Origin of the sequence: Paenibacillus sp. P36 (genome assembly GCF_045866505.1) — a bacterium.
Classification (GTDB): domain Bacteria; phylum Bacillota; class Bacilli; order Paenibacillales; family NBRC-103111; genus Paenibacillus_E; species Paenibacillus_E chondroitinus.
Genome location: NZ_AP038372.1, coordinates 4,001,197 through 4,015,815, shown reverse-complemented (window position 1 = coordinate 4,015,815; position 14,619 = coordinate 4,001,197). Strand labels below are relative to the sequence as shown.

The window sequence follows — 14,619 nt, the reverse complement described above, 5'->3', positions numbered from 1 at the left end:
CTGTAGGTTACGCCAATCCCAAGATGATTATGGGATACTTGCTCCGAGGCTGAGATTCATCTCTTCTTGCTTGTATTTTAGCATTGGAAATTGAACCGTTACCCTCGTACCGCTGGCTTGCGAATTATTTTCAATGTCGACTCGATAACGGGTCCCGAAAAAAGCTTCGAAACGCTCTCTGACATTCCGTATCCCATAACCGCCAGTATTTCCTTCCCGTTGGGCATTCCAATTTTTTTTCAGCCCGACGCCGTCATCTGTGATTTGAATAATAACGTCTCCTTGGTCTTCTTTGGCGCTAATGGTAATATTTCCGGTTAATCGCTCGTTAAATCCATGCATAATCGCATTTTCAATGAACGGTTGTAACGTCATTTTGGGGATGTACCAATCCTGTAAATGCTCTGACAGATCGATGGATACGGTCAACCCCTCCTCCCAGCGCAGCTGCTGGATTTGCACATAACACAGCGCGTGTGTAAACTCTTCGCGAATCGTGATAAGGCTTTCGCCGTTGGACAGTCCGATTCTAAACATTTTCCCCATCAGCTCAAGAATCTGACTTAATTTATCATGCCCGGCAGTCAGGGCCATCCAATTTAATTGATCTAACGTGTTGTACAGAAAATGTGGGTTTATCATCGCTTGCAGCGCTTTAATTTCTGCTTTCTTTTGCTCCTTATATTGATTTTCCAATGAATCATATAGCGACTTGATGCGATCCATTAATTTGCGATAACCGGAGAATAACACACCGAATTCATTCTGATAGTCTTCCGGCAGATTCACTTTATTCGTGTTAGCCGTATATCTCCCCATTTCGTGGAGCAGCTGACGTATAGGTGTAATGAATAGATTCGAAAAATATAAAGTAAACAATAAGGCAATCAGAATCGCCGAAACACCCACAAGAGATAAAACAGCGGAGATGTGAACACTGCCTTTTGTAATTTGATTCAGGGGTGTAAGCTGAACGAGCATACAACTGGAATTATAATGCATGGCCCATACCATTAAGGTATTCTTTTGAGAGCTAACCGAGTCGTTACTTTCGGGAAGCCCCACTTTCATATAACCGCTTTCATTATTCATGTCCAACAAATAGGACTTTATCTTCGTCGGTAAGGAGGGATCACCGATGTAAGTTATCACTCTGCCCCCTGAATCCAGCAGTATCCGGTTAGAGGTCGGGATTTCACCGCTGATCTGATTTTTAATTGATGACGCTTTCAAGTTAAGCATCATGAACCCTTGGTATTTCCCGCTATTCGAATAAATTTTGCGGGCGAAGCTGATGACTTCTATTCGGCCTTGATTGGAAGTAATGGTATGTTCGCCAATCCATGCGAAGTCTGCATTCTCAACAGCTTCATACCAGACTTGATCTTTGGCTTGATTCATGTCAATAAATGAAACAAGACTTTGTGATTTCGATGGAAACGCATTCCCCGTGTATAATTCAATAGACTGAATAATTGGCGTAGAATATGCGATATTACTCAAAAATGTTTCTAGTTCTTCACGTTTCTGATAATTGACGTAGGAATCATTGGTCATGTCTGGATATTCCGTTGTCACAATATTCCTGGTCGCAGCTAGAGAAATTTGCTCAATTGCGCGCATTTGAATTTCAATTTTGTTATATAATTCATTCAAATTCTCTTTTTGATAATAGGTTGTTACCCGCACCAGTTCTTTTGTTGAAAGTGTGTAAGTTAACAAAATGACAATCGAGAGCAAGATGAGGACAAAACTTGTTAAGCCTCCAAAAAGCAGATAATCGATCCGGTATCTTTTAAACATCTTCTTCATTCGCCATTCCGCCCTTATGTGAGTAATTCCGCTGGTGTAATTCCAAAGTGTTTTCTGAAAGTGGTACTAAAATAAGGGATATTATTGTAGCCAACTTTATTTGCGACCTCATAGATTCTATATTTTCTTTCTAAAATAAGCCGTTTGGCCTCTTCCATCTTCACACTGATAATATAGTTGTTGATTGTCTCTCCTGTTGCGTTCTTGAAGATTTGACTTAAATAATTACGAGAGATATACACTTTATCGGCAAGTTCAGCAATCGTGATATCGTTGGCATAATTCTCACGGATATATTGTTTAATAAAATCAATGGCAATCTTATGCTTGAAGCTTTCTTGCCAAGGCTGATTCGAACAAATTCGCTGAATAATGCTGTGCAGCCATGCTGCATACTGGTCAAACGTATACACTTTATTCAATTCGTTTTCCATACTATGATCCTGAAAGATCTCCGTCAGCCGGATATCCTCATCCGCTAGCGCGAAGCTGAAAATAGCCCAAAATTGCGCCCCAAGTAAGCTGAATGGAGGAGGGGTTGCGCTTACCCTTAAGGTAGCCATATAACTTTCAATCATCTTTTCTGCATTCTTGCCTTGCGTTGTTTTGATATCCTCAATAATTTGCTGATAAAACTTAATCGGTTTGGCCGTCGTCTGCATGTGACTGGCGGGGAAACGCTCCGTATTCACATATTCAAACACGCCGGTTGATTGAAGCACTCGGCCATCCGGGACTAGTGGTTGAAAGGCCTCTTCCAACGAATCCGATAGATTGGACCAATTCTCTGTGAATCTGCCGATGCCAATCCGGATTGTAATATCGAGATAGGCTTGTACACATTCTATGATTTTCTTGGCAATAGTTCTTATATGATCGATATGCTCCGAATACACCGCATTCTTATCAAAATGAAGAATTAAAGCGGCATGATAACCATGCAATTCAACATAGTCATAAGATCTCTTTTCGGCTTGGAGAATTTCTTTCATAATATTTTTGATGGCAAACCGAAATAACAATCGATCTTGCGTACGGACATCGGAAATTCTCGACGTTCTTAGAATTTCTAATCCAAGGACGATATGACTTTGATCCTCTCTCATGTTGCATAAAAGTGTCATTTCATTCCAATTGCTAGCTGTCCCCGTCACGACTGTCTTTAGCTGTTCTTTCCGTACGAAAGGTTCATATTCATCAATTTGGTCTCGCAGTTTCTCCTGCTCAATCTTGGATTGATTCTCAAGTTCGATGGACGAAATCGTTCGCAGCAGCACTTCCGTGATGGTGTTTCTAGAGACTGGCTTTGATAAGTAATCCTCAACTTGAAGTCTTAACGCTTGACGAGCCACTTCAAAATCGGCGTAACCGCTATGAATAAGAATTTTTCCTTCAAAACTCTCATTGCGTAATGTTTCTATCATTTTCATTCCACCCATAACAGGCATATAAATGTCTGTGATGACGATATCGGGTTTTTTCTCCCGAATCAGTTCTAATCCGCGCTCTCCATTCAGACCCTCTCCTACTAACTCGGCTCCGATTTCTTCCCAGGGAATCACTTGTTTCATTCCTTTGAGTACTTGCCGATCATCATCAATGATTGCAACCTTCCACATCTCGTTGCCTCCTATAAAAACGGGTATCATGTCAAAGCACCCCTTAATTATAACATCAGAATAACCTAATTAGGGTTTCTATGTTAACTAAGGGGTGCTTTCAACTACTTATTTTTCATATTCAGCCGATTTTTTCTTCAGCTCGTCAAATCCTTGCTCAATCTTCATTTTTCCAAACATAATCGATTCAGTGATCGTTTTGTAATCCTTCGTATCGAAATTGTTCCAACCTTTGGCACCCGGATTAAATTGTTGAGCTCCTTGTGTTGCCATGTTGATCATATCAATTGTCAATTTATCAGCGCTGCTGAATTTCGGTTGTAATTGAGCTAGAATTTTACTTGAAACAGGCACACCACGTGTTGTTCCCGAAATTTCTCCTGCTTCCGGATTGTTAATAAACCAGTCAATGAACTTTTTGGCTTCTTCTTTATGCTGAGAATCTTGGCTGACGCTGAAGAAGAACGTTGCCTTCAACCAACTTCCGCCCTGCTTGTCCTTCGGCATCGCATAAACACCGATACTGCCAGGTTTCAAGCTGTCCCAGGAAGAAGCTTGTGCCGCATGCGCAGCTTTGAAGATAATTTTGCCAGTAAGCATCAAGTCTTGCTTCGGATCCAAATCAACGTCACTGACCGATACATCAGCTGGTGGAATAATACCCGCATTGCGGAAATCTTCGGCCATCTTCATCCATTCCAACCATGTGTCCTTATCAAAATTAAACTTTCCATCCGGTGTGACGGGATATCCTTTTCCTTTACTTAATTGATAGGACGTATACATATCACGATTTCTCGCAAAATCCCCAATGACGTAATGATCCTTGTCCAACTTGGACTTAATGTCTTTCGCTAGGCTGAAGAATCCATCCCAGGTAATCCCTTCTGCCGGAAGTTTGATTCCGAGTTTATCCAGTGAGCCTTTGTCATAAATGAGACCCCAAGCATTCCCGCCAAGTGGAACTGCCGTTTGCTTATCTTTGTATTTCCCGGCTTCAACCAGTTTAGGATCTACATCCTTTTCATTGATACTGCTGATATCCGCCAACTGACCTCTAGCGTTCCAATCTGCCAACCACGCTGCGTCCATCTGAATAATATCCGGAGCATTCTTCGCTGCAGCTTGTGTAGTCAGTTTATCGATATACCCGTCAAACCCTGAGTACTCCGGTTCGAACGTGACATTTGGATTATTTTTCGTATAAAGCTCCAACATTTTTAAGGTCGCATCATGACGTGGCTGAGATCCCCACCACATAATGCGCAGCTTAACTGGTTTATTGCTTGTTGTAGCATTCGTTGTACTTCCTGGGCTCTTGCTTTCAGCTGCTTTAGGCGACGATTCTGCCGCACCGCATCCTACTAACGATAATCCGATTGCTGTTGTTAACATGGCGATTGTCAGTCTTTTTCTCATTGTAGCCATTCGTCATAACCCCTTCGTAATATAGTAGTTTGAATTTTCTATCTTTATTAACTATAGCTCTATCAAATCATCATGCCTATGATAGTACCCAACGATTTGTTTCAAAATTCTCCTAAGATTCGCTCAACCTTTAATCCCTGTTGTGGCGATTCCTTCGACGAAATATTTCTGCGCAAATGTAAAAATGATCACCGACGGGATGATGGAAACAAGCCCCATCGCCAAAAGTTGTCCCCATTGCTGAGCGGACTGCGAATCATTGAGCATTCTTAAGGCCAGTCCTACGGTATACTTATCGACTGAATTGATGTAGAGCAGATGACCAAAGAAGTCGTCCCAGTTCCATAAGAAACAATAGATAATAACGGTTAGAAGCGCGGGTTTCGTGAGTGGCATCACGATGCGCCAATAGATTCCAAACCAGCTGCATCCATCCATTTTCGCCGATTCATCCAGTTCTCTAGGAATCCCCCGAATGAATTGGACAAGCAAGAATACGAAGAAGGTTCCTCCTGCTCCCCCAGCCAAAGAGTGAGGTACAATGAACGGTAAATAGGTATTGACCCAGCCGAGATGATGGAACAACGAATATTGTGGAATGATCGTTACTTGACCTGGCAGCATCAAGGTAAGCATTAAGATTGCAAACCAGAAATTTCGCAGCCGAAACTGCAATCTAGCAAACCCAAAAGCAACCAAGCTGCAAGAAATGACCGTTGTAAACAGAAGTCCAATAATGAGTTCAAAGTTATTGATGTAAAAATCAGTAAACGAATGGCCGGGAATGGCGTTCCAACCTTTCGAGAAATTGCTCCATAGCGGATGTGCCGGGAACAGACCGGGCATACTCAGCTCTTGATTGGACTTTAAGGAAGCTCCGACCCACCATAGGACTGGATAAATCATGGCTACGCTCAAGCATATTAGAATGACGTGAGTGAATATATGTCTACGTTGTAAAGAGGTACTCATTTCTGTTCCTCCTTTTCAGATTCATAGAAAACCCAATACTTGGATGAAAGAAAGATGACGGAAGTCGAAAGTGCAATAATGATCAACATAATCCAAGCAAGGCTGGAGGCATATCCCATTTGCAGTTGACTGAAAGCGCGCTCATATAAGTATAGAGCGTATACATACGTAGAATTCATAGGTCCACCCTGTGTGATGATCATGGCAGGCGTGAACATTTGGAAGGCGCCGATGATACCCATAATGATATTGAAATAGATCGTTGGGGAAAGCATCGGTAAGGTGATGTTAAAAAACTGTCTAACCTTCCCCGCTCCATCCGCAGAGGAAGCTTCATACAGGTCTTGTGGGATTTGTTTCAATCCTGCCAGAAAGATAACCATCGCAGAACCGAATTGCCAAACGACGAGCAGAACCAGTGTGCTCAAAGCGGTGTCTGGATTGTTGATCCAGCCTATCCCTTGGATACCGAATAAACCAAGAACTTCGTTGATATACCCGTCTCTGCCAAAAATATTTTTCCATAATAACGATACGGCAATGCTTCCTCCAATTAATGAAGGGAAGTAAATCATCGTTCGATAGGCCGATATCCCTCTAAGGCTCTTGGCAAGGAGCATAGCAATAAATAAGGCGGCAATCAGTCTTAAAGGAACCGAACCAAGCACATAGAGGAAAGTTACTTTGACAGATTGATAGAATCTAGTGTCTACCGTGAATATTTTCTCGTAATTCCTGACCCCTACCCAATTCGCCTCTTCAAGTAACGAAAAATCGGTAAATGAATAATAAAGGGATTGAATCATCGGATAAAGCGTTAACAATAAGAATCCGATTAACCAAGGCGAGATAAACAAATGCCCGGTAATAAAGGAATCCCATCGTTTTACTTTTGTAGACCGACGTTTGGTTGTTGAGGTTACAATTGTTGTTTCCATCTAGCTCACCTCGTTGTGTTTTTAGTTTATTATAGAAACAAACGATAGGCATTACTATAATAGTAAACTCCAATTTCTTTCAATTTACTCAGAAAAAAAAGCCCGCTATTTAGCGGACTTTGTTGAAACTATACGTTCTGAATGCTGTCATCAATCACATGGTAGTAATGATCCATAATCACGACATTGGTAGTAAAAAGCTGGTTGAAAAGCTCCATCGTCAATCGGTCGTTCTCTACATCGATGCTTGTTCGATACCGCAGCTCCCCATCGGTTGCATCCATCTCGAAGTTGCCGATCACCAAATCATAATTTTCTTCGAAAAGGAATTTCGCCACTTCCGTCCGCTGCTCTTCGGGGACTAACGCCGGGTAAATGGAAAATACAATACAAATTTGCTTCTCTTCATCTGTACGAACCAACACGATCCATTCGCCATTCTCTCCTGAGAATGATAAACGGGCAATGGTGTCATCCACCCATTCAAATGGCAATTCCATCCGTTTCAGATAGTCGTCCACGACCTCATTTAAAGTAGATTTAACGATGGTGGATGCTGCCTTTGAGACCGCAGGCTCGCCCCATTGAGTACGGTAGCCAACTCTCAAAGTCCCCCCATCTAGTCCATCCGGCAAACTCATTTGCTGCTTCACTTCTGTGATCAGCCAGCTTTCGCTTTGGCGCAGAGGTCGCGATTCTTCGGAGTCCTCGACGAAGGATTGCAGAACATTTTCGATCTCTGAACCTTTGTGAAATACCGTTTTCATAAGGCTTTGTTTTAACATGACTTGAAGTTCAACAGGCCGATTCTCATCGAATTTCACTTCTAAATCTCGATTGCTTCCTTGTGCGTACAGCCCCATCCATTCGCCAGCTAACAATTGCTGGTATACGCTCCATTCCACTTCAAGATTAAGCGTACAATGCGACTTCTCCTCCTCAGATTCAGTAAGGGTTAATCGCTTCGCATTAGCTTTCAATGCATCACCCACGAGGGTCTGAAATACGATGTCGATGTCAAAATCCAAAATTGACTTCTCTTCGTCGCCATTAGCTCTCAGATCAACCATCTACAAACCTCCTTTACTTCTTATTATTTCTACACATCTATGTTATGGCGTGACCACCGGTACTTGACTAGCTGTAGTCGTTGTAGTCGGCGCTGGAGTTTGAACCGGTGCTGTTTGAGTACTCGACGTACTTCCTGTACTCGTTGTACTTCCCGTACTTGTCGCTCCTGTCGTTCCTGCCGTGGCGGTGCTTGCAGATGGCGTCGGCGCCGGTCGGTCTTGGCCGCCGCCCTCAAAACCGATAAACTCATACTTCATGGTTTTATCATTCCGGAACTCTAATTGCCCTAGTCGCTTGGACTTCTCTACAGCAACCTTAACAATTTCTGCGTCAACTTCCAGCGATTTTACTTGAGAAGCTGAAATTGCGATTACCCAAGGTGAGGTTGGTACGCTTCTTCCATCATATTCCCTTTGGAAACCAATTTCCAGCTTAAGCGCATTGGATAATCCAATTTTATCAACTGTTTCAATATCGGATGCCTCTGAATCTTGGCCAGGCAGCCAGGATCGCATAGTATCGTTGACCGTTTCATCGCCTTGGATCTTACTTGCAAAGCTTGCACCAATATCATCGAAGTAATTCCCCGTGTATAACGCATCGGTTCCAGCATCAACTAAAGAACCAGTCACTTGTTTGGCTTTATCTGCCTTGGAAGCCATCCCTTTCCTGAACAGTGCAGTAAGGTTTTTACCTCCGCCAATCGCAGCAGTGACAATTTTGGATGCATACTTGGTGAAATCTCCACCCTCTTCTCCGAATTGCGAAGGGATACTTGCCGATAGCTGCAGATTCAATTCTTTGAGCTTGGTTTCGTCCCCATTTAAGAAGGTCGCAGAGCCTTCAAGACCAAAAGCAACTTTGTCTTTACCGAATTCGATTTCTATTTCAGTTCCCGCTTCTACGGTTGTATTGACTTCGCCTTTGCCAATCCCTTTACCGGCCTTCTCAGCCGTTAAGCGCTCTGCCGCAGACATCACATTACCAGCTGCATCCTTGCCCTTCGCCTCAATAATTTCTTTGTTATATTTACTGAGGCGTTTGAATGCCAGCTCAGCAGAAAATGATGCGACACCTACGTTTGCTTCCATTGCCAATTTCGTAAGGAAACCAACATTAACCTCGGCTTCGTCATCACCCATATGCATTTCCTCGATCATCATGGCCCACTTCTCAGCCTCAATCAAGCTTGATTCGCCGGATTTACCGCCTTTGCCCCAGAAGTAGGCTTGTGCGCTTTCCGGCATCTGTCTGTATAACCCATAGGAAAGTAAATTCATGACAGTATCTGTATCTTTACCTTTTCCTTCAAGGAATAGCCCGAAACGTGCGTTTGCATCAAAACCAAAGGTCGTAAACCCTGCGCCAAAGGTTAATTGGGTATTTACGCTTAATTCATCCGCTTCCCGCTCTGCTTCTCCTGCGAATCCGAAAAGGAAGTAGGCATTACCGCCGCCTGCTGCAGAGGCAACTGGAATTTTCAACTCTAATTCTAATGAACTTGAATCTCCTGGGTTCGGTGTTGAAATGTCGATTAAATGACCGACTTTCGTTAATCCGGAAGATAAATCGCTTGCTTCTACGGACTTGACAATGGTTTTGGCAAGCTTCTTCGTTTTTTCATCATTTTGAACCGCTTCTTTAATTTGCGTGGTTTTAGCTGCATCCGGCAATGTCGCAGCCGTAGTCCCTTCCGCTTTTGTTCCCTTCGTGAGCTTTCTGGCTTCAAGTACAGCTTTATCTTTGTTCAATTTCAGCAATTTAGCTGCGTGTTCTTCAGCTGCCTTGACGCTTGCGGCACGAATCTTTTCCGGCTTGGCTTCAGGTAATCTAGCCACTTCATAAGCTGAGCTTTTTGCTACTTTTGTCATATCTTCAATGGTAAGTGCTTTAGGAATGACTCTTTCCAGAATGAGATTAGCCTCATCCCTCATCACATCGTCTACAAGGACTTTAGATTCCTTATAGGCAACGGCCTTCGTAGCCGTTTTCAGATATTCTTTTTGCATTGGCCCCGGAGTCGAAGTACTTGTTGAAGACTGGGTTGCGCCAGTCGGTGTCCCACTTGTCGGAGTCGTTCCTGTAGGAGCAGAGTTTGTTGGGGTTGAAGTACTTGATGGATTATCTATCTCGTTATTGATCTGCGCGTTAACTTTGGTTCGCGCTGCTTTTTTAAGATCTTCACGATACGCATTCAACTCCGCCGATCTTCTGAACGCCCTTCGGCCTACACCTAATTTGGATAAAACCGCTGATTTCATAGGAGCTAACAGGATGTTTAGATAGATTTCTTCCATATCTTTAATGTCTCTAGTCGTCCCGTCAACAGTTTCTTGCCTCACAACGTCTAAGTCGACCAGCTGACTTTCAAGACCAATTCGCTTGGTTAACTCATCCGTTCCTGCCCTTCCAACACTGATGGAATCAAAGCCAGAGGTACCACCGGCTGCAGTTGGGGGAGCGAACTTCAAGGCAATAGCTCTTTTGGAAGCCGTAACCGAATTCGTGAATAAGGTTTTGGAATATGTATCCAGCTTTTTCTTTGCATCAGCTGCTGCTTTTGTTTTCTGTTTTTCATATGTGGCATTGTTTAGATTTGGCGTAATCAGATAGGCTTTGTTCGCTTCATCCTTCATGGCTGTTTTTTTGCTGACGGCAAACTCGCTATCCGCTACTTCAATGGCATATTCTTTAAGTTTGGTTATCATAATGCCATCTGCTTTTGCTTGCGCGAACTTATAGGCATCTTCTCTCTGTTCTGCTGTACCCGTTGACCCCATACTCGCTCTGATTTCTGCTTTCACTTTTTCTTTCACATTTTTACGAATCGGATCCGCTTGGGAATCCGAAGTCAAGTATGTATCGATCGTTCGCTTCAGTTTCTCGCTTATTTCCGTATAAGAACTATCAACAAGCGTCTTAACTTTCGCGTCACGCGCCGTTACTAGATCAGCATTTCGCTGCTGCTGCTCTTGAGATATGGCAGGAGCTGGGGTTGCACTCGCTCCTCCCGCTCTTTGAATAACGGGATGCGTATTTCCCATCCTTTGAACCATACCCTGAACCGCCCTGTTCCCCAGCGTTCTCTGCATTTGCATAATACTTGCAGGTGTCATTTGACGAGTATCCAATGTGCTTGGAACTTCCGTCTCGGACCTGACCGGCTGAGCTTGAGCCGTTGTTTGGCTGCTAGTTGTCCGACTTGCGGATGTATGTTCACTCACAACTAAGCCCCCCCTTTAGCTACAATAAATCCACGCCATTCTCGATTTTTGAAAAAAAACGCTCATGTTGTCGAATAATAGTTCGATTATACCATGACCACCACTAGAAATTGTGAAATATTTTATCATTAAAAAAACGAAAAACCGCGGAGTATATAACCCTCGCGGTTTTTCAAAATGTTAGAAGTCTCACTTATGCTTTCGACAAAATCATCGACACATCCTACCTTAGACCTATCTTAGTGACTCGCTATCTCAATCTCATCGCCAGGGGCCATGACCTTGCCTTTTAATCCCCGCGCTTCAAGCTGCTTCACGAAAAGCTCCGCGTCTTGCTTGATCCCTGGGAATGTACTGTGGTGAATCGGCACGGTCAGTTTCGCGTTGTACCATTCCGCGGCTTGAAGGGCATCTTCCGGTCCCATCGTGTAGAAGTCTCCAATCGGCAAGAAAACAACGTCGATCGGATGGCGCTCGCCAATCATTTTCATATCGCTGAATAAGGAGGTGTCTCCCGCGTGCAAGATCGTCAAGCCTTCTGCGAATACAAGGAACCCGGCAGGCATGCCCGCGTACAGAATTTGTTTCGTTTCTTCAATAACGATACCTGAGCTATGGAACGCTTGAACCATTTTCGCCTTAGCGAAGCCCAAATCGCATGTGCCTCCCATGTTCATGCCGACGGTATTTTTTACACCCTGCCAAGACATATAGGACGCAAGCTCGACAATAGAAACAACCGGTGCGTCGTTATTAGCGCTCGCAATAGGCGCTGCGTCGAGAATATGGTCCATATGAGCATGCGTTAGCAGGACGGCATCCACCTTAATGTCCTCTGGCTTAATTTTGGCCGCAGGATTACCGCTTAAGAAAGGATCGATAATGAGAGATTTATCCCCCGTTTGAATTTGAATACAGGCATGACCATGATAATTGATTTTCATTGAAGATGTACTCCTTTACCTCTTACATTTTTTATGTCTATTATTACATAGGATTAATTTTTAGGAAACGGTTCTTCACGAACGATAGCGTCTTATTCATGCATTTTTTTTGTAAATTGATATCTATGTGGTTATGCAATTAATTTCAACCCTACGGCCGCAGCCAATACCATCGCAATGAACATCAAACGTTTCCAATCCCTGGACTCACCATAAAAAAGCATACCGACGATGGCGCCGCCAACTGTACCGATCCCTGTCCAGACGGCATAAGAAGTGCCCATCGGCAAACTTTTCATCGCCAGGCTTAAAAGCGAGAAACTCATAACAATACCCACGATGAAAAGACTAAACGAGCGAATATTTTTCGCCTTATTAATTTGGTTCATGCCCACAACGCCTACGACCTCGAAAATACCGGCAAACATCAAAAAAATCCAACCCATTAGACGGCAGCTCCTTTCTTATCATTCTCCTTCGTGACAAATTTCAGTCCGAATACGCCGGATAAAAGCAGGAGAATGAGAAATACTTTGAGAAACCTGAACGGTTCTCCAAACACCAGCATTTCTACCAAAACTGTTCCTGCAGTCCCCATTCCCGTAAAGACCGCATAGACGGTACCCACCGGCAGTTTCGTAGATGCGCTAATAACCAGATGAAACGAGATATACATCGCAACTATTGTGCCTATCCACATCATCGTTGTATGCGAATGTTTTAAACCTGTGACCCATAAAACTTCAAAAAAGGCCCCTATAAAAATATAAATCCAATTGCGATTCATGGTGTGTGAACCTCCTCTTGTTGATTTACTTCTTGATGCCGCGCCAATAGACAAACCAAGAAGCTTCTATTCTTTTCATGGATCTTTCGACTCCGCCAAACAGCAATTCTACGAACATGCCATCCAGCACAGCTAAAAAAGCAACGGTCGCCGCGCTACTGCTGACTTCTTTGCTTATGGTTCCATTTGCAATTGCTTGCTCAAATAGCGGGATTAACATCGTGTCCAAGGTATCTAAATAGTGATAACCCTTTTTGACAATGACCTCATAGAGATGAGTCGGCGGGAAAAAGGCTACACGCAAAAAAAACTTCGTATTATCATCCTTTTCATAACAATCCTGATATTGAATAAGGAAACCGTAAAGCAGCTGGTCAACGGCAAGATCTTTATGGCTTTCTAAATAATCAAGAACAAACGCCAATTCCCGGGCCAGCACATCGTCAAGCAGCGCAAGGAAAAGTTCATCCTTTCCTTTAAAGTGTGTATATATCGATTGTTTCTTGATCCCTACATCCTTTGCAATATCCGCGAGTGAGGCACCTTCGTATCCGTTACTGGCAAAATGCTTGAGGGCAATCTCTTTAATTCGATCAGCAGTCATCGTACCGCTCCCTTCCGAACGTTCGTCAGGACATTGTATCACGTTGTTACACTTATGGCAACTCACAACGCTGCAGCACAAAAAAAGCCACCTTATTCGGCCGCCTTGTTCTGGTTTTTAATTTAGAATCATCTATTAACATATACGGCAAATGAAATTGGCGTTATAAAAGGAGGACATCAATTGCCTGATGGTTCTAGTGTCGAAGCTGCTTTTGAAATTCTGGTCGGCAAGTGGAAACCCGTTATTCTCTTACACCTTTTCAAGCATGAAACGATGAGATTTGCTGAACTTCATAAAGCAATCCCGGATATAACGAAAAAAATGCTGACCGCGCAATTAAGAGAGTTAGCCTTTCATGATATCGTGCACCGTGAAATCATTCTTCACATCCCTCCAAAAGTTGAATACTCCTTAACCGAATATGGCAAAAAAATGATACCTCTTTTACAAGCCATAAACGATTGGGGAATGTCTCATGCAGCGTATATGAACGAGTTATATGGAATAGAAAAAAGCAAATCCGAATAATTTTTATACAATTAAACAAACTAACGAATAAAACAAAGGATGATATTAGATTGACAAACATACTTGAAACGGTTCTTGATGTGATGAAAACACTCGTTGATAACGAACCTAAACCACCTTTACATATAGGCGAAGCCATGACTTGTTGGACGTACTTAACCATGCTAGAAGAAGAAATAGCAAGCGTACAAATTGGACTCAATACGACAACTGATATCGAATTGTTAGATGCTCTTCATGGAGCTATGGAGATAGCAACCGCGCAATCAAATATAATAAGGGATTTTATGCTGCGAGAAGGCGTAAGTCTCCCTCCGGTATCCGAAAAAAAGCCCCAGTCCGACCCACAGACCATCCCAATGGGTGTCAAATTAACGGATGATGAGATTGCCAATGCGCTTTCCATTAAAGTTGTCGCCAATTACATGATGTGTGCAACCGGTGCCGTTCAATCCGTGCGCAATGATGTAGGGTTCATGTTTGCCGGTTTTCAGGCAGAAAAGTTGAAGTATGGAGCTTCATTAAAAACCTTAATGCGGAAGCGCGGCTGGATGAAAATTCCTCCGTACTATGTTCCGAATGGCTTGCCTACGCAATGATCAATTCAATCACAAAGAGCAATTTAAACTAGCACTTAGTTTAAGTTGCTCTTTGTTTTTTTATGAACAAATAATCCAATTCTGAATAGA

13 protein-coding genes are annotated in these 14,619 nt (G+C 43.1%); 2 read left to right on the top strand and 11 right to left on the bottom strand.

Annotated features, from left to right (window positions below; genetic code table 11):
* Positions 1-27 precede the first annotated feature (27 nt).
* From ACKTT9_RS18005 to ACKTT9_RS17955, 11 genes are all read right to left on the bottom strand, one after another.
* Entirely contained in the window at positions 28-1,812 is a 1,785-nt protein-coding gene (locus ACKTT9_RS18005) for a sensor histidine kinase (protein WP_407872659.1), read from the bottom strand.
* 14 nt (positions 1,813-1,826) lie between these two features.
* Positions 1,827-3,431, bottom strand: coding sequence for a response regulator (locus ACKTT9_RS18000; protein WP_407872658.1), 1,605 nt, complete (start codon positions 3,429-3,431; stop codon positions 1,827-1,829).
* A 108-nt stretch (positions 3,432-3,539) separates the two neighbouring features.
* Complete coding sequence (locus ACKTT9_RS17995) at positions 3,540-4,859, bottom strand: ABC transporter substrate-binding protein (RefSeq protein WP_407872657.1); 1,320 nt, start codon at positions 4,857-4,859, stop codon at positions 3,540-3,542.
* Between the two features lie 123 nt (positions 4,860-4,982).
* Positions 4,983-5,831 (bottom strand): carbohydrate ABC transporter permease, encoded by an 849-nt coding sequence (locus ACKTT9_RS17990; protein ID WP_157326371.1) that lies wholly within the window; start codon positions 5,829-5,831, stop codon positions 4,983-4,985.
* Positions 5,828-6,769 (bottom strand): carbohydrate ABC transporter permease, encoded by a 942-nt coding sequence (locus tag ACKTT9_RS17985; RefSeq protein WP_157326372.1) that lies wholly within the window; start codon positions 6,767-6,769, stop codon positions 5,828-5,830. Before ACKTT9_RS17985 ends, ACKTT9_RS17990 begins: the two co-directional genes overlap by 4 nt.
* A 128-nt stretch (positions 6,770-6,897) precedes the next feature.
* Entirely contained in the window at positions 6,898-7,839 is a 942-nt protein-coding gene (locus ACKTT9_RS17980; RefSeq protein ID WP_407872656.1) for a YbjN domain-containing protein, read from the bottom strand.
* Positions 7,840-7,881: 42 nt separating this feature from the next.
* A complete protein-coding gene (locus ACKTT9_RS17975) occupies positions 7,882-11,064 on the bottom strand; it encodes a hypothetical protein (protein WP_407872655.1) in 3,183 nt (1,060 codons plus the stop codon).
* Between the two features lie 239 nt (positions 11,065-11,303).
* The gene (locus tag ACKTT9_RS17970; RefSeq protein ID WP_407872654.1) at positions 11,304-12,008 is read right to left on the bottom strand and encodes a metal-dependent hydrolase; all 705 of its coding nucleotides are present in this window, start codon (positions 12,006-12,008) and stop codon (positions 11,304-11,306) included.
* 131 nt (positions 12,009-12,139) lie between these two features.
* Positions 12,140-12,454: a multidrug efflux SMR transporter gene (locus tag ACKTT9_RS17965; RefSeq protein ID WP_127454300.1), complete on the bottom strand. Its 315-nt coding sequence runs from the start codon at positions 12,452-12,454 to the stop codon at positions 12,140-12,142.
* Positions 12,454-12,795: a DMT family transporter gene (locus ACKTT9_RS17960; protein ID WP_407872653.1), complete on the bottom strand. Its 342-nt coding sequence runs from the start codon at positions 12,793-12,795 to the stop codon at positions 12,454-12,456. Before ACKTT9_RS17960 ends, ACKTT9_RS17965 begins: the two co-directional genes overlap by 1 nt.
* Positions 12,796-12,820: 25 nt before the next feature.
* Positions 12,821-13,399 (bottom strand): TetR/AcrR family transcriptional regulator, encoded by a 579-nt coding sequence (locus ACKTT9_RS17955; RefSeq protein ID WP_407872652.1) that lies wholly within the window; start codon positions 13,397-13,399, stop codon positions 12,821-12,823.
* Between the two features lie 183 nt (positions 13,400-13,582).
* Here ACKTT9_RS17955 and ACKTT9_RS17950 point away from each other — a divergent pair, with 183 nt between their 5' ends.
* Together ACKTT9_RS17950 and ACKTT9_RS17945 are read left to right on the top strand one after the other, a co-directional pair.
* On the top strand, positions 13,583-13,930 hold the full coding sequence (locus ACKTT9_RS17950) for a winged helix-turn-helix transcriptional regulator (RefSeq protein WP_407872651.1): 348 nt from the start codon (positions 13,583-13,585) through the stop codon (positions 13,928-13,930).
* A gap of 50 nt (positions 13,931-13,980) precedes the next feature.
* Entirely contained in the window at positions 13,981-14,529 is a 549-nt protein-coding gene (locus tag ACKTT9_RS17945; RefSeq protein ID WP_407872650.1) for a DUF3231 family protein, read from the top strand.
* The last annotated feature ends 90 nt before the right edge of the window (positions 14,530-14,619 follow it).